Raw genomic sequence first — 24,511 nt, 5'->3', positions numbered from 1 at the left:
ATGAGCCCCTAGGGGGTCGACGGGAGGACAGCGACCATGAACGCACCCACAAATCTGACGCTCGAGGCCCACAAGGCCGAAATGAACCATGTGCTGCAGCGCCAGAAGGCGGCTCACCTGCAGGATGGTCCCTGGACTGCCGAACAGCGAATCGCGCGGCTGGATCGCTGCATTGATCTCCTGGTCGGGCACCAGGACGAGATCGCCAGGGCTGTCAGTGCCGATTTCGGATCTCGCTCGCCTGAAGCCACCGCCCTGACCGACATCGCAGGCTCCATCGGCCCGCTGAAGTTCGCCAAGGACAATCTGGCCAAGTGGATGAAGCCGCAGAAGCGCAAGACGACGCCGGCGATCCTGGGTCTGTTTGGTGCCAAGGCCAGCGTCCAGTACCAGCCCAAGGGCGTTGTCGGGGTGATCAGCCCCTGGAACTTCCCGGTCAATCTGACCTTTGCGCCCCTGGCGGGCATTCTGGCGGCGGGCAATCGCGCCATGATCAAGCCGTCGGAGTTCACGCCGGCAACCTCGGACCTGATGAAGACGATGTTCGCCAAGGCGTTTTCCGAGGACGAGATCGCGGTCTTCGTCGGGGGCGCGGAGGTCGGGCAGGCCTTCTCCGGACTGGCCTTTGACCACCTCGTCTTCACTGGCGCGACATCGGTAGCCCGTCACGTCATGCGAGCCGCAGCTGAAAACCTCGTGCCGGTCACCCTGGAACTGGGTGGAAAGAGCCCGGTGATCCTGTCGCGCGGCGTGGACATGGCGACCGCCGCTGCCCGGATCATGAACGGCAAGACCCTGAACGCCGGCCAGATCTGCCTGGCCCCGGACTATGTCTTTACCCCGGCTGATCAGCTCGACAACTTCGTGGCCGAGGCCAAGACGGCGGTCAGCCGGTACTTCCCGACCCTCAAGGACAATCCCGACTATACAGCGGTCGTGGCGCAGCGGCACTTCGACCGGATCACCGGCTATGTCGAGGATGCCCGGGCCAAGGGGGCCACGATCGTCGAGATCAATCCGGCCAATGAGGACCTCTCCCAGCAGCCGCACCGCAAGATTGCCCCGACCCTGATCCTGAATCCGACCGACGACATGGCGGTCATGCAGGAAGAGATCTTTGGTCCCCTGCTGCCCGTGAAGACCTACCAGAAGGTCGAGGAGGCCGTGGACTATATCAATGCCCATGACCGCCCGCTGGCTCTCTACTGGTTCGGGACGGACGAGGCCGAGAAGGATCGGGTGCTTGAGCGCACCACCAGCGGTGGCGTTACGGTCAATGACGTGATCTTCCACGTTGCCCAGGAAGAACTGCCGTTCGGTGGCGTTGGCCCCGCCGGCATGGGTGCCTATCACGGCCATGACGGCTTCCTGGAGTTCAGCCATCGCAAGGCTGTGTTCCAGCAGCTGAAGAAGGACATTGCGCCGATGCTCGGCCTGCGTCCGCCCTATGGCGAAGGGATCCGCAAGTATCTGGCGGGCCAGATCAAGCGCTGATCCCGCCGGCTCCAGGGGCTGCTACACAAAAAAGGCGCCTGGCCAGAAGCCGGGCGCCTTTCTTTTTTGGCTCAAACCGCAAGGCGGTTTCAGTCGTCGGTCGGAACCTTGGGCAGGCGCGGCGGGGCGCGCATCAGGAAGGCCGGCGTATCGGAGCCGAAGCCGACGACGCGGCGATCATCATCGTCCTCGCGGCCGCGCACCGGCTGGACGCCGCGGACCGGTGAAGCCGGCCGGGCCTCCCGCTCGGGGCGCGGGCGATCGTTGCGCTCACGTGGAGCAAAGGTCTCGGTTTCGACGGCGGCCGGAGCCTCAGTCCGTTCCGGGCGAGGCGCTCGCTCCGGGCGGCCGCGTCCACGGTCACGACCACGGTCGCGGGCAGGACGGGCTTCGCTCTCGGTCTCGACAGGCTCGGCAACGGCTTCGACAGTCTCGGCCTGGACGACGCGTTCCGGGCGATCGGCGCGGGGACCGCGTTCGCGGGGCTTGCGCTCCCGGGGCGGCCGCGGCTCGCGAGGCATAACCGGAGCGGCTTCGGGCAGGCTCTCGACCGGGGTAGCGGCTTCGGGTGTGACGGCTTCGGCGTCGCGGTTGCGAGCCCCGCGGCCGCCACGGGCCGAGCGTTCACCCGGTTCGCGTTCGCCGCCGCGATCGCGGCTGGGCGGGGCGCCGCGGCCACCGCGCTTGCGGTCTCCGTCACGATGGACGGTGACAGCCTGCGAATAGTCGAGGTCGAGCTTTTCTTCGTCCGGCGTCGAGCCGATCAGCTTGACCACCTTGTCGAAGCCCTTGTCGTCGGCCGGGGTGACCAGCATGTAGGTCACGCCCGAGCGTCCGGCCCGACCGGTGCGGCCGATGCGGTGCACATAGTCGTCGGCGTGGTGGGGCACATCATAGTTGAAGACGTGGCTGACCGCCGGAATGTCCAGGCCGCGGGCCGCAACGTCCGAGGCGACCAGGATCTTCAGCGAGCCGTCACGGAAGGCCGCCAGGGTCTTCATGCGCTGGCTCTGGTCGAGGTCGCCGTGGATGGCGGCGGCGTCAAAACCGTGCGAGCGCAGGGACTTGGCGACGATGTCGACCTCGGTCTTGCGATTGCAGAACACGATGCCGGTTTCGATCTGGGCCTTCTCGATCAGGGCGCGCAGCGCCAGGCGCTTGGCCTTCGGATCGGAGGAGGGCACCTTGACCAGCAGCTGGGTGATGTTCTCGTTGGTCGTCGCCGGACGCGCTGCCTCGATCCGCACGGGATCCTTGAGGAACTGCTTGGTCAGGCGGGTGATTTCCGGCGGCATGGTCGCCGAGAAGAACAGGGTCTGCTTCTTGGGCGGCGTCATCTTGAAGATGCGCTCGATGTCCGGGATGAAGCCCATGTCCAGCATGCGGTCGGCTTCGTCGACGACCAGGAACTGCACGCCGGTCATCAGGAGCTTGCCGCGTTCGAAATGGTCGAGCAGGCGGCCGGGAGTGGCAATCAGCACGTCGACGCCGCGGTCGAGCTTCTTTTCCTGGTCGCCGAACGAGACGCCGCCGATCAGCAGGGCCCAGGAGAGCTTGGTGCCCTTGGCGTATTTCTCGAAGCTGGAGGCGACCTGGTCGGCCAGCTCGCGGGTCGGGGCGATGACCAGGGCCCGCGGCATGCGGGCCTTGGCGCGGCCCGTCATCAGCTTGTCGATCAGGGGCAGGGTGAAGGCGGCGGTCTTGCCGGTGCCGGTCTGGGCGATACCCAGAACGTCCTGACCGGCGAGGGCGACCGGAATCGCCTGGGCCTGGATCGGGGTAGCGGTCGTATAGCCGGTGTCTGCGACCGCCTGGAGGGTCGTGGGCGACAGCCCGAGTTCGGAAAATTCTGTCATGTCATTCTGGCTGAAATTCGAAGCCACCCGTATTTGGGCGAACGGGTGGCGCGGATTCGCCTGACCTGCTCCGAAGCTGGGGATAAATAGGCCGAACCCCGGCAAAGTCAATGATGGCAAGTAGTCGAGGCGAGACACCAAGATGGACGACGGAGGATGGAAGAGCTCGGCCAGGGCCTGGATCGCCGATATGGGCGAAACCGGCGACTTTGGCCGCCAGTATGTCCTCGATGGTCCGATGGTCGACAGACTGCGCCGGTTGACCAGGGGTGCGGCTCTGGATGTGGGCTGTGGGGAAGGGCGGTTCTGTCGCCTTCTGCGGGCCGAGGGTTTCGAGCCGGTTGGACTTGATCCGACCCCGGAGCTTCTGTCGGCGGCGCGGGCCCGCGATCCTGACGGTGTCTATGTCGAGGGGCGGGCCGAGGCGCTCGACTTCGCCGACGGGCAGTTTGATCTCGTGGTCACCTATCTCTCGCTGATCGACATTGAAGGGGCACAGGCCGCGATCGCCGAGATGGCGCGGGTTCTGCGGCCGGGCGGGACCCTGCTTGTCGCCAATCTCAGCGGCTTCAGCACCGCCCGTGCCCATGAGGGCTGGCAGCGTGATCTGATGGGCCGGCTCGTCCATTTCGCGATGGATCGCTATCTGGAGCGGCGGTCGACCTGGGAGCGCTGGCGCGGCATTTCCATTCGCAACTGGCACCGGCCGCTCAGCGACTACATGCAGTGGTTCCTTGGGCAGGGGCTGGTCCTGACCCATTTCGACGAGCCCGCAGCCACCGGTGGCCCACCGGCCAAGGCCGCGCGCTACAACCGCGTGCCCTGGTATGTGATCCTGGAGTGGCGCAAACCCGCTGCTTAAGGGGCTTGAGCGCTGGCGCCCGCCCGCCGGGCCCTCTATATCCGCCGGGCACATGACCATTGATCACGACTCCCGCCTTCGGCGGCTTCGGTTCCGCGCCTGGCATCGCGGGTTTCGGGAAGCGGACCTCATTCTGGGGCCGTTTGCGGACAACCACGCCCAGACCCTGACGCCAGAACAGCTGGATCGGCTCGAGGCGCTTTTGGAAAACCCGGATCGCGAGATCTATGCCTGGATCGTCGGCCAGGAGGCCACGCCCGAGGCGTTCGAAACCGACGTCCTGGCCATGATCCGTACCTTCCGTTTTGAGGCCCATGCGGTCCGCCCGATCGGCGACGGCGCTTAAGAGGGTCCTATGGCCTACGATGCCAAGCAGATCGCCAAGGCGGCCGGTGGGCTGACTCTCGCCGGCGCACCCGAGGGCTTCGACGCCCTGGTCATGGCCGACATTGCCCGGGCGCGAGGGGGGCTGACCGCCTTCGTCGCCCGGGATACCGCCCGGGCCAATGCCTTTGTCGACGCGTTGAAGTTCTTCGCGCCGGAGATCGATGCCGTTCTGTTCCCGTCCTGGGACTGCCTGCCTTATGACCGCGTCGGGCCCTCGGCCGGCGTGGCCGCCCAGCGCATGGCCACCCTGTCGCGGCTGGCCCGGGGCCTGGGCACCGCCAAGCCCGCCCTGCTGGTGATCGCCGCACCTGCCATGCTGCAGCGCGTGCCCGACAAGTCCGTCCTGATGCGGGCCAGCTATTCGGCCAGGGTTGGCAATAGCGTCGATATCAAGGATCTGGAGCGCTATTTCGCCGTCAACGGCTATGTCCGCGCCTCCACGGTCTCGGAAAAGGGCGAGTTCGCAATCCGGGGCGGGGTCATCGACGTCTATCCCTCGAATGCCGAGGAACCGGTGCGCCTGGATCTGTTCGGCGACACGCTGGAGAGCATCCGCGCCTTCGATCCGGAGACCCAGCGCTCGACCAGGCAGCTGAAGGACATCGACCTGCTGCCGGTCAGCGAGGCCCTGCTGGACGCCGACGGCATCTCGCGGTTCCGGCGCGGCTATGTCGCCAGGTTCGGCGCGCCGGGCGATGATCCGCTCTACAATACGGTCAGCGAAGGCGGTCGCCGCGCCGGCCTCGAGCACTGGCTGCCGCTGTTCTATGAGCGGATGGCGACCCTCTTTGACTATCTGCCGGCCGGATCCCTGATCGGCGTCGACCATCAGGCCACCGAGGCGCGCGACGAGCGGCTGGCGATGATCGCCGACGCCTATGAGGCCCGCGCCAGCGCGGATCGCAAGTCGGCCTATCGTCCGCTCGAGCCCAGCGCGCTCTACCTGACCGCTGCCGAGTGGGAAGAGGCCCTCGACGATCGTCCGCACCGCCGGTTCACGCCGTTCCAGCCCCAGGGCCTGGATGTGATCGACATGGGCGCAAAGCTCGGCCGGGTTTTCGCCGCCGAGCGGGCCCAGGACAGCGTCAATCTGTTCGAGGCTACCGCGGACCATGCCGGCGACCTGACCGCCAGCGGCAAACGCGTGCTGTTCGCCTCCTGGTCCGAGGGCTCCTCGGAACGCCTCGGGACAATGCTGGCCGACCACGGCCTCAAGAAGATTCCCTATGCGGCCTACTGGCAGGCGGCCAAGGCCAGTGATCCCAAGGTTCCGCAGCGGGTTGTCCTGCCGCTCGACCACGGCTTCGAGACCGAAAACCTGGCGGTCATTTCCGAAACCGACATCCTCGGCGACCGCCTGGCCCGCCCGCGCAAGAAGCGCCGTGCCGCCAATTTCCTGGCCGAGGCCAGCGCCCTGACGCCGGGCGATCTCGTCGTCCACATCGACCACGGCATCGGCCGCTATGAGGGCCTCAAGACCCTCGACGTCCAGGGCGCGCCGCACGACTGCCTGGACCTGCTCTATGGCGGCGAGGCCAAGCTCTATCTGCCGGTCGAGAACATCGACCTCCTGACCCGCTACGGCACCGACGGCGAGAACGTCCAGCTCGACAAGCTCGGCGGCGCGGCCTGGCAGGGCCGCAAGGCCAAGGCCAAGGAACGCCTGCGGGTCATGGCCGAGGGCCTGATCCAGATCGCCGCCGCCCGCCAGCTGAAGTCGGTCGAAGAGACCGATGCGCCGCAAGGTGTGTTCGACGAGTTCTGCGCCCGCTTCCCCTATGAGGAAACCGACGACCAGCTGTCGGCCATTGCCGATGTGCTGAGCGATCTGGGCTCGGGCAAGCCCATGGACCGCCTGATCTGCGGCGACGTCGGGTTCGGCAAGACCGAGGTGGCCCTGCGCGCCGCCTTTGTGGTCGCCATGAGCGGCAAGCAGGTGGCCATCGTCTGCCCGACGACCCTGCTGGCCCGCCAGCACTACAAGACCTTCAAGGACCGCTTCCAGGGCTGGCCGGTCAAGATCACCCGCCTGTCACGTCTGGTCACCGGCAAGGAAGCCGCCGAGACCCGCGAAGGCCTGGCCAATGGCCAGATGGAGATCGTGGTCGGCACCCATGCGGTGCTCAGCAAGCAGGTCTCGTTCAAGGACCTGGGCCTGGTGATCGTCGACGAGGAGCAGCACTTCGGGGTCAAGCACAAGGAGAAGCTGAAAGAGCTTCGGGCCGACGTGCACATGCTGACCCTGACGGCCACCCCGATCCCGCGCACCCTTCAGATGGCGCTCAGCGGCATTCGCGAAATGTCGATCATCGCCACCCCGCCGGTCGATCGCCTGGCTGTGCGGACCTATATCAGCCCGTTCGATCCGGTAACCCTGCGCGAGGCCCTGCTGCGCGAGAAGTATCGCGGCGGCCAGGCCTATTACGTCGTGCCGCGCATCAAGGACCTGGAGGAGATCGAGAAGTTCCTCCGCACCCAGGTGCCGGAGGTGAAGTACATCGTCGGTCACGGCCAGATGGCGGCCACCCAGCTGGAAGACGTGATGACGGCCTTCTATGAGGGCCAGTACGACGTGCTGCTCGCCACAACCATCGTGGAAAGCGGGCTGGACATCCCCTCGGCCAACACCCTGATCGTGCACCGCGCCGACATGTTCGGCCTGGCCCAGCTCTATCAGATCCGGGGGCGGGTCGGCCGGTCCAAGGCGCGGGCCTATGCCTATCTGACTACGCCCAACGAAAAGACCATCACCCTGTCGGCCGAGAAGCGCCTGCAGGTCCTGCAATCCCTCGACAGCCTGGGGGCCGGCTTCCAGCTGGCCAGTCATGACTTGGACCAGCGGGGCGGCGGCAACCTGCTTGGGGACGAGCAGAGCGGCCACATCAAGGAGATCGGGGTCGAGCTCTATCAGCAGATGCTGGAAGATGCCGTCGCCGAACTGCGCCAGCGCCAGGGTGCCGAGGCCCTGCTGGAAGATCGCGGCTGGTCACCCCAGATCAATACCGGCGCGGCCGTGATGATCCCGGACGAGTATGTGCCGGACCTCAATGTGCGCCTGTCACTCTATCGCCGTCTGTCGGAAGCCGAGAAGTCGGCCGACCGCGAGGCCCTGGCGGCCGAGCTGATCGACCGCTTCGGCCCGTTGCCGCCCGAGACTGACAGCCTGCTCAAGGTGGTCGCCATCAAGGGCCTGTGCCGCGAAGCCAATGTCGCCAAGATCGATGTCGGGCCCAAGGGGGCCGTGGCCAGCTTCCGCAACGATACCTACGCCAACCCGCTGGGGCTGATGCAGTACGTCGCCAAGAACAGCCTGATCTGGAAAGTACGGCCCGACCAGAAGGTGGTGATCAAGGGCGAATGGGACAGCCCGGCCCAGCGGCTGGATGCGGCGGAGAAGATCCTTGGCCATCTGGCGCGGATCGCGAAGGAGTAGGGCGGGGCGGCGACTTGCCCCCTACGGATCGCTTCGCGATCGCCTTCCCCCGGAGGGGGAAGATGGGTAGCGCGGACCTCACCATCTTCCCCCTACGGGGGAGGAGCGCCGGAGGCGCGGAGGGGGCCAGTGCTCCAGAAACCAAAAAGGCCGCCCCGACAATGCCGGGACGGCCTCAAATCTCGCCAGGCCTTAAAGCCTAGTGATACCGCCGGATCAGCCCCACCAGCTTGCCCTGAACTTCAACCTGATCAGGTCCGAAGATCCGGGTTTCGTATTTGGGATTGGCCGCCTCTAGGGCGATTGAGCCGCCCTTCTTGCGCAGGCGCTTGAGGGTGGCTTCCTCGCCGACCAGGGCCACGACGATCTCACCCGAGGTGGCCGTGTCGCCCTTTTTGATGATGACATAGTCGCCGTCGAGAATGCCGGCCTCGATCATCGAGTCGCCCTGCACCTCAAGCACATAGTGCTCACCGCCGCCGAGCATGGATTCCGGCACCGGAAGCCGATCGCGTTCGTGCTGGATGGCGTCGATGGGCGTGCCGGCGGCGATCTTGCCCAGGATCGGCAAGTCGCGGCTGTCATTGGCGGCCACCGTTGTTGCACCGGCCGGTGGCGCTGCCACAGCGCCCCCGCCTTCCAGCACCTGGGGCTTGAAGGTGCCGCGCCCCTTGGGCGGTGCAGCTGTCGTGGCCTGCTGCGGAAGCTTGACCACTTCCAGCGCCCGCGCCCTGTGGGCCAGGCGGCGGATGAAGCCGCGCTCTTCCAGCGCGGTGATCAGGCGGTGGATGCCGGACTTCGAGGCGAGGTCCAGGGCCTCTTTCATCTCGTCGAAGGACGGTGAAACCCCGCTCTCCTTGATGCGTTCATGGATGAACATCAGCAGCTCGTGCTGCTTGCGCGTGAGCATCTCGACCTCGATGAAGACGCGGAACAAACCGCAAACCTTGCGAATGTTCTCTAGGCGTTCTTCCTTAATGTCAAGTTGACGACCACGACAGGGTTGAAGGGCCTTTCAGGCGTGCCCAAGGCCCGTGGGCAGTGAAATTCCCCTTTGTCACCATGGCTTAGGGACCGAAACATCATTCACAGCCTGGAGCTATGAGTCGGTAGGGCTAGGGCAGAGTGCGGCCGAAAGCGGCTGGCCATAGGGCTCCGAACACGGCAAGGACGCTTTGATTCCGCCTCGAATCTCTGCGGCCGAACCCTGATTCGACTCAGGCCTAGGGTGTGCTGGCCGTCGCTGACAGGTTCTTGAAGGTCCGGCTCCAGCGCGGCCCCTCGGCCGGGGCCCAGGAAAACAGCACGCGCTCGGCCCGCCCCACCAGGTTCTCGGCGGGTACAAAGCCCATACCCCTTTCGGGAGGCAGATGACCGTCCAGGGCGCTGTCCCAGGCGCAGCGTGCATAGCCCTGCGGGGCAGGGCCTGGGTCGAAACGGCTGTCGACCGAGTTGTCGCGATTATCGCCCATCATGAAGTAGCAACCGGCCGGGACCTGATAGACGCCAGTATTGGCTGCCGGTGTCTGCGGTCCCTGGGTGTAGGTCAGATAGGCCCGGCCGTTGGGCAGGCGCTCGGCCACTTCCTCGACCATCGTCTGCTGACCGTGATCGTCCTGGACGCGGAGGGCCTGGGCCACATGCTCGACGGGCGAACCATTGATCATCAGCACGCCGTTGCGGACCTGGATGTGATCTCCGGGCAGGCCGACAAGCCTCTTGATGATGTCGGTGCGGCCGTCGCCAGGCCGCTTGAACACGACAATGTCGCCGCGCTCCGGCTGACGTTCAAACAGGCGTCCCTGTCCGACGGGCGGGCTAAAGGGCAGGGCGTGGCGGCTCCAGCCATAGGCATATTTCGACACCAGGATGCGGTCACCGATTTCCAGGGTCGGCTGCATGGATCCTGAAGGGATCAGGAAGGGCTGGGCCAGGACGGTCCTGGGGATCATCAGGATCGCCAGGGCCACGGCGAAGAAGCGGGTCCAGTCGATGACCTCGGCCAAGAGTGGTGGCTTGGGGCTCGAATCGGCCTTGTCGTTCATCGCACGCTCCCGGAACTCAAGTGGGATAGGGGAAAGGCCGAGCTTGTCGAAATCGTGGCGCCCTCAGCCCTGAAAGGTAGTCGCCCGTTCCGGGTACTTGGGGCTGCAGGACTGGTAGATGGCCGCCAGCTTGACCATGTCCTTTTCATAGTCGCCCGAGGCCATGATGGCTTCTCCCAGGCTCACGACCTTGCGGCGATAGTCCATCATGCCACAGACCATCGGCACGCCGGCCTTCAGGGCGATGTTGTAAAAGCCCGTCTTCCACTGGCGAGCCTTGCCGCGCGTGCCCTCCGGCGCGATGGTCAGCATGAATTCGTCGCGCCGCGAAAACTCCTCCGCCATGACTGAAACGGTATCGCGCGACTGCGAGCGGTCGATCGGCACGCCGCCGAGGTCGCGCATGATCCCCGCGAAGGGCCAGCGGAACAGGGACGCCTTGCCCATGAAGCTGAGATTGAGGTGCAGGGCGTCGGCTGCGCCGATGAAATAGACGAAGTCCCAGTTGCTCGTATGGGGGGCGGCGATGACCACGAACTTGCGTGACGCCGGGGCCTGGCCCTCTACGCTCCAGCCCTGAAGGCGGAAGTAGGTGGCCAAGGCCCATTTCACCAGTCGAGCTATTGGGCTCATCGGCGTCTCTTCTCCCTCGGCGCGTTCCTGTCGGGTGGGTGTCGCGGAACGTCTTGAGTCGTCAGGTTGGACGGTTGGGCGCAGGAACGCCAGATGTTCGGTGCTCAGCCGAGCAGGGTGCGCGTCGCTTCGGCCACATTGGCCTGCCGCATCAGGCTTTCGCCGACCAGCATGGCCGTGGCACCGGCGGCTTCCATGCGCACGACGTCTTCCGGGGTGAAGATGCCGCTTTCCGTGACCAGCAGGGCCTCGCGCGGGGCCCGGGCGGCCAGTCGCTCGGTGACGGCCAGATCGACCACGAAGCTTTTCAGGTCGCGATTATTGATCCCGACCAGGGTTGCACCCAGCCGGCCGGCCCGCTCCATCTCGGCCTCGTCGTGCACCTCGACCAGGGCATCCATGCCCAGGCGGGCGGCCTCGCTCATCAGATCGGCGGCCAGGGCGTCGTCGATCATCGCCAGGATCACCAGTATGGCGTCTGCGCCCAAGGCGCGGCTCTCGGTCACCTGCCAGGGGTCGACCAGGAAGTCCTTGCGGATACAGGGCAGGCTGGCGGCGGCACGGGCGTCGATCAGATAGGCATCCGCGCCCTGGAAACTGGGCCCGTCGGTCAGGACAGAGAGGCAGGCCGCGCCGCCGGCCTCATAGGCACGGGCCAGGGCCGGCGGATCAAAGTCGGCGCGGATCAGCCCCTTGGAGGGCGAGGCCTTCTTGATCTCGGCGATCAGGGCCAGCTTGCCCGGCGCATGGGCGTGGCCCAGAGCCGCCTTGAACCCGCGCGGCGACGAGGCATTGCGCGCAGCGTTGTCTAGGGCATTCAGGGTGCGGCGGCGCTTGCGATCCAGCACTTCGTCGCGCTTGTAGGCGGCGATTTTCGCCAGGATGTCGGTCATGCGTTGGCCAGTTCGGTATTGGTCGCTGCGACCAGTCCGGCCAGGGCCGCCTTGGCCGCGCCGTTATCAATGGCGGTTGCGGCCATCGCGATGCCTTCAGCCAGGGTCTCGACCTTGTCGGCGACCAGGAAGGCTGCGGCGGCATTCAGCAAGACGATGTCCCGGTAGGCGCTCTTCTCGCCGTCGAGCAGGCGGGTCAGGGCAGCGGCATTATACTCGGGTTCGCCGCCGGTCAGGTCGGACAGGGCGGCGCGCGGCAGGCCGACCGCTTCCGGCGTGATCGTGAAGAAGCGCACGACGCCGTCGCGCCATTCGGCCACCTCGGTTTCGCCGGTGGTGGTCAGCTCGTCCATGCCCTGGCCATGCACCGACCAGGCGCGCTCGGCCCCCAGGGCCCCGAGGGCCCGGGCTATGGGCTCGACGAAGCGGGGCGCCGAGACGCCCATGACCTGGCGTCGGGCCCCGGCGGGGTTGGTCAGTGGACCCAGCAGGTTGAAGATTGTCCGGAAGCCCAATTGCTGGCGGATCGGGGCGACGTGCTTCATCGCGCCATGGTGGGCCTGGGCGAACAGGAAGCAGATCCCGGCCTCATCGAGCGCCTTGCGCTGTTGCGCGCGGCTGGCGTCGATATTGACCCCGAGGGCGGCCAGGACATCGGCCGTACCGGACTTTGAGGTCACGGCCCGGTTGCCGTGCTTGGCGACCTTCAGGCCGCCGCCTGCGGCCACAAAACCGACGGCGGTCGAGATGTTCAGGGTGTGCAGGCCGTCGCCGCCGGTCCCGCAGACGTCGATGACATCATAGGGATGGTCCAGCCTGACGGCGGCGCGCCGCATGGCGCGGGCGCAGGCGGCGATCTCGCCCACCGTCTCGCCCCGCAGGCGCATGGCGGTGACCGCCGCGCCGATCTGGGCCGGTGTGGGCTCGCCGCGCAGGCAGGCGCTGAAGAAGATTTCCGCATCATCTTCAGACAGGGTCTGACCGTCGGCCAGCTTGGCCAGCAGCGGCTTGAAGGAGTCGGACATGCTCGGCCTAGGCCCCGACCGCGAGGTCGCGCTTGACCCCGGCCAGGTCGAGGAAATTGGCCAGCATCTGGTGACCGCCCTCGGTCGCGATGGATTCGGGGTGGAACTGGACGCCGTGGACGGGGCGGGTGCGATGCTGCACGCCCATGATCTCGCCGTCAGCGGTCCAGGCGGTGACCTCCAGCTCGGCCGGCAGGTCTTCGCGGCGCACGGCCAGGCTGTGATAGCGGGTGGCGGTGAACGGGTTGGGTAGGCCCTTGAACAGGCCCTTGTCGGCGTGATGGATCGGGCTGGTCTTGCCGTGCATGACGTCCTTGGCGCGGACCACTTCGCCGCCATAGGCCTGACCGATGGCCTGGTGGCCCAGGCAGACGCCCAGGATCGGCATGTCTTCGGGAGCGCCCCGCAGCAGGGGCAGGCAGATCCCGGCCTGGTCGGGGGCCTTGGGGCCCGGCGACAGCAGGATCGCCGCCGGGCGCAGGGCCAGGGCCTGCTGCACGGTCAGGTCGTCGTTGCGATGGACCAGCGTCTCGGCCCCAAGCTCGTTCAGATAGTGGACGAGGTTGTAGGTGAAGCTGTCGTAGTTATCGATGACCAGGATCATGGGCTAACTTCTAGAACGGCTGGGCCGGGAGCGGGAGGGGGTTTGCGGCATTTGGGCGCGAGAAAGCCTTAAGCCCGTTACAGATCCGGTCGGGTCGGGCAAGCTGCCGCCATGGTCTCGTCTGATTCCGCCCTCGATCCGGTCGCCATCGCCTATGCTCGCGCCCTGCTTCGGCCGCGTGAGCGTCGCCAGAAGATGGGGCCCGTCCTGGCCGCGGCAGCCTTCGCAGCGTTCTGCGCGCTCAGCTTCGCCACTGTGATGGTGCTGGCCCCGCCCGCCGTGACCCAGCACCTGCCGGCCGATCGCCTGGGGTACTGATACTGGGCGCGCGACAGGCGCCGAAACCGGCATCCACTTTCGGCTGTCACGCTTGCCGTCAGGCGAAACGCCAGGCCTCTTCCGCCGCCCGCTTGAGGGCGCGGGACTTGTGCAGGGTCTCGTCATATTCGGCATCGGGATCGCTGTCGGCGACTACGCCGCCGCCGGCCTGGACATACATCATGCCGTCCTTGACCAGGGCCGTGCGCAGCACGATGCAGGTGTCGACCGAGCCGTCAGCGCCGACATAACCGACTGCGCCAGCGTAGCCGAGGCCGCGCTTTTCGATTTCCAGCTCGTCGATGATCTCCATGGCCCGGACCTTGGGCGCACCCGACAGGGTGCCGGCGGGCAGTGCAGCCATCAGCACGTCGACCGGATCGACGCCGACAGGCGCCACCCCTTCGACATTGGAGACGATGTGCATGACGTGGCTGTAGCGCTCGACCTTGAAGCTCTCGGTGACCTTGACGCGCGGGCCCTGGTGCGGCTTTGCGGGCTCGTTCTTGCCCGGCTCCTTCAGCATCGAGACGCGACCGACGTCGTTGCGGCCGAGATCCAGCAGCATCAGGTGCTCGGCCCGCTCCTTGGGATCGGCCAGCAGTTCGGCCTCGAGGGCCAGGTCCTCTTCCGGTGTCGCGCCCCGAGGGCGGGTGCCGGCGATCGGGCGGATGGTGATCTTGCCGTCGCGCAGACGCACGAGGATCTCGGGACTGGAGCCCACGAGGTGGCAGCCATCGAGGTTGAGGAAATAGAGGAACGGCGACGGATTGGTCCGGCGCAGCGAGCGGTAGAGGGCGAACGGATCCAGGTCGAAGGGTGCGCGGAAGCGGTGGCTGGGCACCACCTGGAAGATGTCACCGGCGCGGATGTAATCCTTGGCCTTCTCGACCACCACGGCATAGTCCTCGCGACTGACCGGGGTGGTGAACTCGATCGGTGCATGGCCCTTGCGCGGCGCTTCATGGGCCAGGGGACGGCGCAGGTCGGCCATCACCGTTTCGATCCGGGCCCGGGCGGCGTGGTGGGCCTCCTCGGCCGAGACCCCGGCCACCGGGCGCACCGTGGTCACCAGGATGATTTCCTGGGCGATGGCATCAAACACCGCCACGATCGATGGCCGGGTCATGATCCCGTCCGGCAGGCCCGTGGTGTCCTCATTGATGTCGGGCAGGCGTTCGGCCAACCGCACCATGTCATAGCCCAGAGCGCCGAAGACGCCGGCCGCCATCGGCGGCAGGCCGGCCGGCAGCTCGATGCGCGAGCGGGCGATCAGGTCGCGAAGGCTGTCCAAAGCCCCGCCGGCCTGGACGGTGAACTCACCCCGGCCGATGGCCTCGCCCTCGGCCACCTCGGCGACATCGCCGCGGCAGCGCCAGACAAAGTCCGGCTTCATCGCCACGATGGAATAGCGGCCGCGCCAGGCACCGCCTTCGACACTTTCGAACAGGAAGGCGTAGGGCTTGCCCTGTCCGATCTTCAGATAGGCCGAGACCGGCGTCTCGAGATCGTCGATCAGCCGGGTCCAGACGACCTGGGGCTGTCCGGCCTCATAGGTCCGGGAGAAGGCGTCGAAGGCCGGCTCCAGGCTCATTTCTGGGCCTTGCCGGACTTGGCAGCTTCGGCCTTGGCCAGGGCGTCGGTGTCAACGCCGATGGCCTGACGGGCCAGGGTCAGGTTGGTCTTGGTCTTCAGGCTGGCCTGGGCCCCAAGACGCGCGGCCTCGCCGAGATCGCGCATCAGACCGCTGTCGACCTGGGGCCGAATGGTCTGGCTGATGCGGGCCATGTCGGCGATCTTGCCCGAGCGAACGGCCTCCAGCTTGGCGACGACGAAGGCCATCTGGCCGGCCCGCGAGCTGAACACCTCGCCCGGCTTGGCAGCGAAGGTGGCCAGCAGCAGGTCACGGCCGAGGCCCTGATGCTGCTGGGCGTTTTCGCGGCTGATGCCCGGAACGCGCTGAACGCGAGATCCCGCTGCGGCGGCGACGGCCTCAAGGCTCTCGCCCTTCTTGACCCGCGCGGCCAGGGACTCGGCCTTGGCCTGCAGGCGATTGGTCATCTCGTTCTGCAGCCAGACCTGGGCCAGCTGCGGCCGGATGTCAGCCAGGGCCGGCAGGGCGGCCGGGATGACCTTCTCGACCTTGACGGCATAGTACTCACCCTTGCCGATCTCGACGAGTTCGCTTTCGCCGCCGGAGCTCAGGTCAAAGGCGGTCTTGAGGATGTCCGGCGTCAGGCCGGGAATGGGCTGGCCGGTCTGGTCGGTACCCTGGGCGGTGATCGGGGCCGAGGTCATGACCATGGCTCCGGCCTTGGACGCGGCGGCGATCAGGTCGGAACCGGCGTCGTGGGCGTCCTGATAGGTCTGGGTCTGCTCATAGGCCTTGGCCTGGGCACCCTGGACGCGGAGTTCGGCTTCGATCTGTGAGCGCACGCTCTCCAGGCTGGGGACGGCGCCGGGGGTCACCTTGGTCACCTTGACCACCGAGATGCCGAGGCTGCCGGTGATCGGTGCGCTGACCTGGCCTGCGGCCAGACTGAAGGCGGCGTCGGCGACCTTGCGGTCGGGCAGGGCGGACTTGGGCTTGTCGTTGAGGATCACCGGCTTCTGGCCAAAGGCGCTGGCGACGACGGCCGGCTGGTCACCCTTGGCCAGACGCTGGGCGATCACGCCGGCGGCCTTGGCATCCGGGGCGACGATCTGAACCAGCGAACGGGTTTCCGGGGTCGCCAGGGTTTCCTTTCGGAAGTCGAAGGTCTTCTGCACATCGGCCGGATTGATGGTCACCGAAGGCTCGAGGGCCTGGGCGCTGACGCGCATGATCGACAGGACCCGGGACTCCGGGCGGGTCAGTCGTTCCGCGTTCTGCTTCATGAAGGCCGTCAGCTGGGCGTCGGTCGGATTGCCGGGGCGCTCCACCGTAGCCGGATTGATCGCAAAGGCAGCCAGGTCGCGGCTCTCCAGACCATAGGCAGCCTGCAGGGCGGCATAGATGCGCGGGGCATGCAGGCCATTGGCCACGCCGGTGAAGACATGGGTCTGGGCAATCTCGTCGCTGATCGAGGCCTGGTAGCTGTCCGGCGTCATGCCGTTCTCACGCAGCAGGGCCTCGTACATCTTGGGATCGAACTTGCCGGTGATCGGATCGAACGGCCGTTGATTGGGGTGCAGATTGCTCATCTGCTCACGCACGACATTGCCGACCAGCTTGTCGGAAGGCTGGATCCCGAACTTGCGGATCACTTCCGACATCGATTCCTGCAGAGCGATTTCCTGCAGGATCTGCCGGTCAATGCCGCGCTCGACGGCCTGGTCGGCCGTCAGGGTCTCGCCGGACTGACGCTCGGTCCCCTTGCGATAGTTCTCGTAGCGGGTCTTGAAGTCTGCGGCCGAAACCGAGCGCGAACCGGCGGCGACGACGCCGGACAGGCGCGGTCCCTTGAACACGTCGCTGATCCCGAACACGGCGAAGCTGACAATCAGCAGGCCGAAAAGGATCACCGCGAAGGGCGATTTGGCGAAGGTGCGGAAACCGGCGAGCATACTTGCGAAAACCTTCCTGACTTGCCGTATCCGCGCGGCCCCGAGGAGCGACCTTGGGGCAACGCGGCGGACGCGAGCAGCGGGTATAGTAGAGCCGGAGGCGAGGGGGCAAGCCACGGCGGTCTTGACTTCCCTCGGGAGGGGAGGGTCAAGAGCACTCCATGACCCTTTCAAGCCTGAAGCCCCGGCCGCTGATCGCCGGAAACTGGAAGATGAACGGCCTCGCCGAGTCGCTGGATCAAGCCCGCGCCGTCGCCGCCGCCCTGGACGCCAAGCCCGCGGGGGCGCGCGTTGCGATCTGCCCGCCGGCCACGCTCCTGGATCGCCTCAGCGCGGCCCTGGACGGCTCAAGCGTCCTGACCGGCGGTCAGGATTGCCATGTGAAGACCAGTGGGGCCCATACGGGCGACATCGCGGCCGCGATGCTGATCGATGCCGGGGCCAGCCTCGTCATCCTCGGCCACTCCGAACGCCGTGAGGACCATGCCGAGACCAGCGCCCTGGTGGCGGCCAAGGTCGAAACCGCCCTGACGGCGGGTCTGGAGCCGATCATCTGCGTCGGCGAAAGCCTCGCGCAACGCGAGGCGGGCTCGGCACTGCCGGTGGTGACAGCCCAGGTCCGCGAATCGCTGCCGGCCGCCCTGGCGGGCCAGGCCTTCTCGGTCGCCTACGAGCCGATCTGGGCCATCGGCACCGGCCGCACGGCGACGGTCGCCGACATTGAAGAGATGCACGCGGCGATCCGGGCCCAGCTGGTAGAGCTTTTCGGCGGTCACGGCGCGACGGTTCCGATCCTCTATGGCGGCTCGGTCAAGCCCGACAATGCCGCCGAGATCCTGGGCGCGGCCGAGGTCGGCGGGGCCCTGGTCGGCGGGGCGTCGCTGAAGGCGGCCGATTTCCTGGCGATCATCGCGGCGGCGTAGACGGGGAAGGCCTTGTTGAAGGGCCGGCCGTCGATCGTTTGGCCGCAGGGGTCAAGGAGGGTGCCAGCTTGGCTGCGGAGGCAGGGCGGTGTTTCCCGGCCAGCGCCGCAGGCCCCCTCCTGACCTGCTACGCAGGTCGTCCTCCCCCCTGCGGGGAGAAGATGAAACGCGCCGACCTCATCTTCCCCCTGCGGGGGAAGACGATCGCGAAGCGATCCGTAGGGGGCAAGTGCGGGGAAAGACTGCCCTCTATCCTCGTGCCTTCCCGAACAAACCCCAGCCCATTCAACACCCTGCAAAAACAACCACCGCGCCAGTCCGACGCGCCCAAACCTGCCGCATGATCATCCCACCTCGTCGCGAGGAAAGGGCGCAAGGCCAGCGACCATTGCGGCGGCGGGGGGTGATCGAGCGGGACTGGGCTTCAGGGGGATACTGAAGCGTGTCCGGGGATCTGGTTGCTGGCCAGGCCCGCCCGCCGTCGGCGTGGTTGTAGGCAAAAGGGCGTGTCTGGCTGTAAGCCCGTCCTCTTCGACCGCCGGAGCGCGCCGGAAACGGCGGGGTCCGGGTCCCGGTAAGGCCTTAAGAGGGCCACCTGGCGGGAGGCTGACGGAAAACGGTCGCGCGGAGCGGACGGCTTCGTCGAAACGGTATTTTCTATCTCTCATCCGGACGTCGTCCGGACGCTCCGCGACCCTTTCCAGAACCTCAGCGAGGGATCGCGCGGGGCGTGTAGCCGTGCCTAGAGCAACAACCCGAACAGCCGGCAGTCCCGCCGCTCGCCGTCGCGATGGACATGACCCTTCAGATAGCCTTCGGCCTCGAAGCCCAGCCGTTCCAGCAGGCGTTCAGCGCGGAGATCACCGACATGGGTGCGGGCGATCAGGCGCTTGAGCCCGATCGAGGCGGCGTGGGCCAGCAGGGCGCGCACGGCTTCCAGACCATAGCCATGCCCCCAGGCCTCGCGGGCGATCATGAACCGAAGTTCGGCGCGGTGATGGCGCGGGTCGATATCGACCAGTTCGCAAGAGCCGAGAAAATCGCCGGTTCCGGACAGGCGAACCGCCCAGTAGTGGGCCTTGCCCTGGTCCATCTCCGCGACCTGGGCGGCGACACAGGCGGCGACCTCGTCGGGATCCTCGATCGGGGCCTGGTCCCAGTGGGCCATGACTTCCGGATCGCTGAGAAACGGATAGACGTGGGGCGCGTCCGTTTCGACCAGGGGAGCCAGGGTCAGTCGCTCGGTTTCGAGGATCATGGCTTTGACGGGTTTCGCGCCGGGGGCTTGAGTTGACCGGCTTCCTTCCCAGCTATGGCGTGAGCGCGCCGCTAGTGGTAGAGGGGCCGCTTCGTTTTTCATGACGGTTGTCGCCGTCGCCCGGATCGAGATCAGTTTCCTCATGCTCATCGGCATCCTGCTCGCCATCAATATCGTCGTCTGCCTTGGCCTGATCGGCGTGGTCCTTCTGCAGCGCTCCGAAGGCGGTGCCCTGGGCATGGGTGGTGGCAATACCGGTTTCATGACGGCACGCGGTGCCGGTGACCTGCTGACCCGCATCACCTGGATCCTGTTTTCGATCTTCCTGGTGATCAGCCTGGTCCTGACCATCCTGACGGGCCGCATGGGCGGGGAGTCGGCCGTGGATCGGCTTGATATCGACAGCCTCGACACCAAGACCCTGAACGCCCCGATCACGCCGGTCGCGCCGGTCGGTCAGACCCCCGGAACCGCCCAGCCGGGCGCCATCCAGGCCCCGACCCCCAGCATCAACCAGCCTCTGACCTCGCAAACGGCCCCGGCCCAGCCGTCGGCGCCGGCTCCGGTGGCGGGTCAAACCCCTGCGCAGTAAGCCTTTTCAGCGAAAGCTGTTGATGAACGTTGGTCTTTTCGCCGCGAACGCCGAATCGCGGCTAATCTGAGCGCCCATGACCCGGTATATCTTCATCACCGGCGGCGTGGTTTCCTCGCTTGGAAAAGGCCTCGCCTCCGCAGCGCTCGGAGCGCTCCTTCAGGCTCGCGGCTACAAGGTCCGCCTTCGCAAGCTTGACCCCTATCTCAACGTCGATCCCGGCACGATGAGCCCGTATCAGCACGGCGAGGTCTTTGTGACCGACGACGGTGCCGAGACGGACCTCGACCTTGGCCACTACGAGCGCTTCACCGGCGTTTCGGCGACCAAGGCCGACAACATCACCACCGGCCAGATCTACAAGACGATCATCGAGAAGGAACGCCGCGGCGACTATCTGGGCGCGACCGTCCAGGTGATCCCGCACGTCACCAACGAGATCAAGGACTTCGTCCTGTCTCCGGCCATGGACGAGACGGGCGAAAAGCCGGTCGACTTCGTGCTGGTCGAGATCGGCGGCACGGTGGGCGACATCGAGGGCCTGCCGTTCTTCGAGGCCATTCGCCAACTGCGCCAGGACCTGCCGCGCGGCCAGAGCTGTTATGTCCACCTGACCCTGCTGCCGTTCATCAAGACGGCCGGCGAGATGAAGACCAAGCCGACCCAGCACTCGGTCAAGGAACTGCGCTCGATCGGCATCCAGCCCGACATCCTGCTGTGCCGCTGCGAGCAGGACATTCCGGTCGAGGAAAAGCGCAAGATCGCGCAGTTCTGCAACGTGCGGCCCAGCGCCGTGATCCAGGCGATGGACTCATCGTCGATCTATGCGGTGCCGATCGACTATCACAAGGAAGGCCTGGACGCCGAGGTGCTGGACGTGTTCGGCATGAGCGACGCGCCCAAGCCCGACCTGACGCGCTGGGAAGCCATCGACGAGACGGTCAACCACCCTGATGGCGAAGTCACCATCGCCGTGGTCGGCAAGTACACGGTGCTGAAAGACGCCTACAAGTCGCTGATTGAGGCCCTGCACCACGGCGGCCTGGCCAACAAGGTCAAGGTCAATCTCGACTGGGTCGAGAGCGAGACCTTCGAGGGTGACCCCGGCGCGGCGGCGGCCCGGCTTGAGAATGCCCATGCCATCATGGTGCCCGGCGGCTTCGGCGAGCGGGGGGCGGAAGGCAAGATCCGCGCGGCCCAGTTCGCCCGCGAACGCAAGGTGCCCTATTTCGGCATCTGTTTCGGCATGCAGATGGCGGTCATCGAGACCCTGCGCAATGTGGCCGGCATCACCGATGCCAGCTCCAGCGAATTTGGGCCCACCGAGCGTCCCGTGGTCGGGATCATGACCGAGTGGATCAAGGGCAATGAGAAGGTCGAGCGCCGCAAGGGCGACGATCTGGGCGGCACCATGCGCCTGGGGGCCTTCGATGCCGTCCTGACGCCGGGAAGCAAGGTGGCGGCGATCTATGGCGACACGGCCATCAGCGAGCGCCACAGGCACCGCTACGAGGTCAATATCGGCTACAGCCACCGGATGGAGGAGTCCGGCCTGAAACTGACCGGTCGCTCGCCTGATGGCGTCTTGCCGGAAATCGTCGAACGCGAGGACCATCCCTGGTTCATCGGCGTACAGTTCCACCCGGAACTGAAGAGCCGTCCGTTCGCCCCGCACCCGCTGTTCGCCAGCTTTATCGCCGCGGCGAAAGAGCAGGGCAGGCTGGTCTAACAGGCGCTGTTGCATGTCTGAAGAGATTCAGGCATAAGCGCGCCCTCACGCGGCGGCCTGGGTTCATCCCGAGTCGCCGCTTCCGATTTTCACGCTCAGCGAGCAGAGTCACTTCGATGGCCGTTCCTAAAAGAAAAACTTCGCCTTCTCGCCGGAACATGCGCCGGTCGCACCACGCCCTGGGCGCCAACTCCTTCGTGGAAGACAAGGACTCGGGCGAACTGCGCCGTCCGCACCACGTCGACCTGAAGACGGGCCTGTACAACGGCAAGCAGATCCTGACCCCGAAGGAAGACTAAGCTCTTCCCGAGGTATCAACGGTTTCGAAAGCGCCGCCCGGCTTGCCAGGCGGCGCTTTTCGTTATGTCTACTGGGTCCGGGCCCGGGCCTGGATCGCGGCCCGGCGGGCCTCGACCGACTCCGGGGTGACGTCTCGATTGTGGGCGCTGGAGCGCTTGTGCTCGATCTCCAGCCCCTTGTTGAACGACCGGCCATAGCCCTCGTCGATCAGGGACTTGTAGAACGACAGGGTCTCGACCGGGATGGAGGCCATGTCGGCCGCCAGTTTGAGCGCCGTCGGCATCAGCTCGGACGCCGGAACGACGCGATTGACCAGCCCCCAGGCCTCTGCCGTCGCGGCGTCGATGAAATTGCCGGTCAGGGACAGCTCCTTGGCCCGGTAGATGCCGATCAGTCGCGACAGCTTCTGCGACAGGCCCCAGCCCGGCATGATCCCGACCCGGGCATGGGTATCGGCGAAGCGGGCGTTTTCCGAGGCGATCAGGACATCACAGGCCAGGGCCAGCTCGAAGCCTCCGGTGATGGCCACGCCGTTGATCGCGCCGATGACCGGCTTGCGGCAGACCTCGATGGCGCGGACGGGATTGGAGTCGGCCCCCTGGTCATTGGCGGCGCTCATGGCCTTGGGATCACTGCCCAGCTCCTTCAGGTCGAGACCGGCCGTGAAGGCCCGCTCCCCGGCACCGGTCAGCACCACCACGCTGATGGCCGGATCGGCGTCCAGTTCGAACATGACCGTATGCAGTGCCGCCCGGAGCGCTTTCGACAGGGCGTTCATGGCCTCCGGTCGGTTCAAGGTCACGACGGCGATCGGTCCGCTCTTCTCGACGGTCAACATGGCGTTCTCCCTATGTGTGACTGATGATCAGTCGGCGTGGGGCCGGGAAGTCAAGTTGCGCCGCGTCGCCATGGCGGTTAAGCCTCCCGCGCCTTTCGCCTTGAGGAGCTTCCATGACCGAGATCGTCGATATCATCGCCCGCGAAATTCTCGACAGCCGGGGCAACCCGACGGTTGAAGTCGATGTCGTCCTGGAAGACGGCGCCTTTGGCCGGGCCGCCGTACCCTCAGGGGCATCGACCGGTGCCCACGAAGCCAGCGAGAAGCGGGACGGTGACAAGAGCCGTTATCTGGGCAAGGGCGTTCTTCAAGCCGTCGAGTCCGTCAATGGCGAGATCTTCGATGCCCTGTCGGGTGTAGACGCCGAAGATCAGCGCCGGGTCGACACCCTGCTGATCGGCCTGGACGGCACGCCGAACAAGGCGCGCCTCGGTGCCAACGCGATTCTCGGCGTCTCCCTGGCGACGGCCAAGGCTGCTGCGGAATCGGCCGGTCTGCCGCTCTACAAGTATGTCGGCGGGGTCAATTCACGCGTCCTGCCGACACCGATGATGAACATCATCAATGGCGGTGCCCACGCCGACAATCCCATCGACATCCAGGAATTCATGATCCTGCCCACAGGCGCGGCGAATTTCTCCGAGGCCCTTCGGATGGGCGCAGAGATCTTCCACGGCCTGAAGAAGGCCCTGAAGGACGCCGGTCATAATACCAATGTCGGCGACGAGGGCGGCTTTGCGCCCAACCTCGGCTCGGCCGAAGAAGCCCTGGCCTTTATCGTCAAGGCCAGTGAGGCGGCTGGATACCGGGCGGGTGATGACTTCGTCCTGGGCCTTGATGTCGCGTCGACCGAGTTCTTCAAGGACGGAAAGTACCATCTGGAAGGCGAGGGCAAGGTCCTCGATCCGGCCGGCATGGTGGCCTACCTCGCGGATCTCGCGAGCAAGTTCCCGATCCTGTCGATCGAAGATGGCATGGCCGAAGATGATTTCGACGGCTGGAAGCTGTTGACGGACACCCTGGGCAAGACGGTCCAGCTGGTCGGCGACGACCTGTTCGTGACCAATCCCAAGCGCCTGCAGATGGGCCTGGATAAGGGTCTGGCCAATTCGATCCTCGTGAAGGTCAACCAGATCGGTACGCTGTCTGAAACGATTGACGCCGTCGATCTGGCCCACCGTGCCGGCTATACCAGCGTCATGAGCCACCGCTCGGGCGAAACCGAGGACAGCACGATCGCTGACCTCGCCGTGGCTCTGAACTGCGGCCAGATCAAAACGGGTTCGCTGGCGCGTTCGGACCGGTTGGCTAAGTACAACCAGCTGCTGCGCATCGAGCAGATGCTGGATGATCAGGCGGTTTACGCCGGCCGGGCAGCGCTCAAGGGGCGCTAGTCGCGGATACGGATGTCTCCGGAAAAGGCGCGGCCTGTCATGCAGGCTGCGCCTTTTTCATGTCGGGACCAGATCTGAAGCTGCCCCTCAGACAAGTGCGCCCCACCGGCCTGGCAGCGCAGTTCGGCGGTCGATTCTGGAGGACCAAGGGTGGTTCACACGGCCGAAGGCGAGTGGTTTGCAACCTGTCCGCCCCCATTTTTTCTATAAGCTCCTTTTGGCGCGATGAAGACTGCCGCCAAGTGCCGTTCGCGGCTGCGAATGAAGTGTTGCGTTGCGGTATCTAGATGCCGATGAAACCATCTCAATTGAAAGCATCGCGACGCCGATGCGTTGCTCTGAGGGCTGCTATCCGTGAGCCCTTATTCAGAAGGCGTTAAG

General features: G+C 66.1%; 21 protein-coding genes. 10 read left to right on the top strand and 11 right to left on the bottom strand.

The window, feature by feature from the left end:
- Positions 1-36 precede the first annotated feature (36 nt).
- Positions 37-1,494, top strand: a complete 1,458-nt coding sequence (locus AQ619_RS09015) for a coniferyl aldehyde dehydrogenase (RefSeq protein ID WP_062146510.1) — start codon at positions 37-39, stop codon at positions 1,492-1,494.
- A gap of 89 nt (positions 1,495-1,583) precedes the next feature.
- Here AQ619_RS09015 and AQ619_RS09010 read toward each other — a convergent pair whose 3' ends face one another.
- Positions 1,584-3,350 (bottom strand): DEAD/DEAH box helicase, encoded by a 1,767-nt coding sequence (locus AQ619_RS09010; RefSeq protein WP_062151470.1) that lies wholly within the window; start codon positions 3,348-3,350, stop codon positions 1,584-1,586.
- Positions 3,351-3,492: 142 nt separating this feature from the next.
- Between AQ619_RS09010 and AQ619_RS09005 the strand changes: the two genes are divergently transcribed.
- Genes AQ619_RS09005 through mfd form a run of 3 tightly spaced genes read left to right on the top strand, consistent with a single transcriptional unit; the run spans position 3,493 to position 8,032 of the window.
- Positions 3,493-4,212 carry a class I SAM-dependent methyltransferase gene (locus tag AQ619_RS09005; RefSeq protein ID WP_062146509.1) on the top strand — a complete coding sequence of 240 codons (720 nt, stop codon included), beginning with the start codon at positions 3,493-3,495 and terminating at the stop codon, positions 4,210-4,212.
- Positions 4,213-4,264: 52 nt separating this feature from the next.
- On the top strand, positions 4,265-4,558 hold the full coding sequence (locus tag AQ619_RS09000; protein WP_062146508.1) for an FAD assembly factor SdhE: 294 nt from the start codon (positions 4,265-4,267) through the stop codon (positions 4,556-4,558).
- Positions 4,559-4,567: 9 nt separating this feature from the next.
- On the top strand, positions 4,568-8,032 hold the full coding sequence (gene mfd, locus AQ619_RS08995) for a transcription-repair coupling factor (RefSeq protein WP_062146507.1): 3,465 nt from the start codon (positions 4,568-4,570) through the stop codon (positions 8,030-8,032).
- A 199-nt stretch (positions 8,033-8,231) separates the two neighbouring features.
- Here the strand turns inward: mfd and lexA are convergent, their stop codons facing one another.
- The 6 genes from lexA to AQ619_RS08965 form a co-directional block, all read right to left on the bottom strand.
- Complete coding sequence (lexA, locus tag AQ619_RS08990) at positions 8,232-8,942, bottom strand: transcriptional repressor LexA (RefSeq protein ID WP_062151466.1); 711 nt, start codon at positions 8,940-8,942, stop codon at positions 8,232-8,234.
- Between the two features lie 313 nt (positions 8,943-9,255).
- The gene (gene lepB, locus AQ619_RS08985; protein WP_062146505.1) at positions 9,256-10,077 is read right to left on the bottom strand and encodes a signal peptidase I; all 822 of its coding nucleotides are present in this window, start codon (positions 10,075-10,077) and stop codon (positions 9,256-9,258) included.
- 63 nt (positions 10,078-10,140) lie between these two features.
- The gene (locus tag AQ619_RS08980; RefSeq protein WP_062146503.1) at positions 10,141-10,710 is read right to left on the bottom strand and encodes a lysophospholipid acyltransferase family protein; all 570 of its coding nucleotides are present in this window, start codon (positions 10,708-10,710) and stop codon (positions 10,141-10,143) included.
- Between the two features lie 104 nt (positions 10,711-10,814).
- Complete coding sequence (trpC, locus tag AQ619_RS08975) at positions 10,815-11,603, bottom strand: indole-3-glycerol phosphate synthase TrpC (protein WP_062146501.1); 789 nt, start codon at positions 11,601-11,603, stop codon at positions 10,815-10,817.
- Complete coding sequence (gene trpD / locus AQ619_RS08970; protein WP_062146499.1) at positions 11,600-12,628, bottom strand: anthranilate phosphoribosyltransferase; 1,029 nt, start codon at positions 12,626-12,628, stop codon at positions 11,600-11,602. Before trpD ends, trpC begins: the two co-directional genes overlap by 4 nt.
- A gap of 7 nt (positions 12,629-12,635) precedes the next feature.
- On the bottom strand, positions 12,636-13,232 hold the full coding sequence (locus AQ619_RS08965; RefSeq protein WP_062146497.1) for an anthranilate synthase component II: 597 nt from the start codon (positions 13,230-13,232) through the stop codon (positions 12,636-12,638).
- Between the two features lie 111 nt (positions 13,233-13,343).
- On the opposite strand from AQ619_RS08965, the gene AQ619_RS08960 reads away from it, so the two are divergent.
- Positions 13,344-13,550 (top strand): hypothetical protein, encoded by a 207-nt coding sequence (locus AQ619_RS08960; RefSeq protein ID WP_062146495.1) that lies wholly within the window; start codon positions 13,344-13,346, stop codon positions 13,548-13,550.
- 58 nt (positions 13,551-13,608) lie between these two features.
- Here AQ619_RS08960 and trpE read toward each other — a convergent pair whose 3' ends face one another.
- Positions 13,609-15,144 carry an anthranilate synthase component I gene (gene trpE / locus AQ619_RS08955; protein ID WP_062146494.1) on the bottom strand — a complete coding sequence of 512 codons (1,536 nt, stop codon included), beginning with the start codon at positions 15,142-15,144 and terminating at the stop codon, positions 13,609-13,611.
- Positions 15,141-17,096, bottom strand: a complete 1,956-nt coding sequence (locus tag AQ619_RS08950) for a peptidylprolyl isomerase (RefSeq protein WP_062146493.1) — start codon at positions 17,094-17,096, stop codon at positions 15,141-15,143. Before AQ619_RS08950 ends, trpE begins: the two co-directional genes overlap by 4 nt.
- A 161-nt stretch (positions 17,097-17,257) precedes the next feature.
- On the opposite strand from AQ619_RS08950, the gene tpiA reads away from it, so the two are divergent.
- Positions 17,258-18,019, top strand: a complete 762-nt coding sequence (gene tpiA / locus AQ619_RS08945) for a triose-phosphate isomerase (protein WP_062146492.1) — start codon at positions 17,258-17,260, stop codon at positions 18,017-18,019.
- 742 nt (positions 18,020-18,761) lie between these two features.
- Here tpiA and AQ619_RS08940 read toward each other — a convergent pair.
- The gene (locus AQ619_RS08940) at positions 18,762-19,277 is read right to left on the bottom strand and encodes a GNAT family N-acetyltransferase (protein WP_062146491.1); all 516 of its coding nucleotides are present in this window, start codon (positions 19,275-19,277) and stop codon (positions 18,762-18,764) included.
- 100 nt (positions 19,278-19,377) lie between these two features.
- Here AQ619_RS08940 and secG point away from each other — a divergent pair, with 100 nt between their 5' ends.
- From secG to rpmF, 3 genes are all read left to right on the top strand, one after another.
- Positions 19,378-19,869 carry a preprotein translocase subunit SecG gene (gene secG, locus AQ619_RS08935; protein ID WP_378109102.1) on the top strand — a complete coding sequence of 164 codons (492 nt, stop codon included), beginning with the start codon at positions 19,378-19,380 and terminating at the stop codon, positions 19,867-19,869.
- Positions 19,870-19,945: 76 nt separating this feature from the next.
- Entirely contained in the window at positions 19,946-21,598 is a 1,653-nt protein-coding gene (locus AQ619_RS08930; protein ID WP_062146490.1) for a CTP synthase, read from the top strand.
- 116 nt (positions 21,599-21,714) lie between these two features.
- Entirely contained in the window at positions 21,715-21,897 is a 183-nt protein-coding gene (rpmF, locus tag AQ619_RS08925; protein WP_007671126.1) for a 50S ribosomal protein L32, read from the top strand.
- A 68-nt stretch (positions 21,898-21,965) separates the two neighbouring features.
- Here the strand turns inward: rpmF and AQ619_RS08920 are convergent, their stop codons facing one another.
- Positions 21,966-22,736, bottom strand: coding sequence for an enoyl-CoA hydratase (locus tag AQ619_RS08920; protein ID WP_062146489.1), 771 nt, complete (start codon positions 22,734-22,736; stop codon positions 21,966-21,968).
- A 113-nt stretch (positions 22,737-22,849) separates the two neighbouring features.
- On the opposite strand from AQ619_RS08920, the gene eno reads away from it, so the two are divergent.
- Complete coding sequence (eno, locus tag AQ619_RS08915; RefSeq protein WP_062146488.1) at positions 22,850-24,130, top strand: phosphopyruvate hydratase; 1,281 nt, start codon at positions 22,850-22,852, stop codon at positions 24,128-24,130.
- Positions 24,131-24,511: the final 381 nt, after the last annotated feature.

Origin of the sequence: Caulobacter henricii (assembly GCF_001414055.1) — a bacterium.
Classification (GTDB): domain Bacteria; phylum Pseudomonadota; class Alphaproteobacteria; order Caulobacterales; family Caulobacteraceae; genus Caulobacter; species Caulobacter henricii.
The sequence above is the reverse complement of the archived record's forward strand: the minus strand, read 5'-3'. Positions and strand labels throughout refer to the sequence as shown.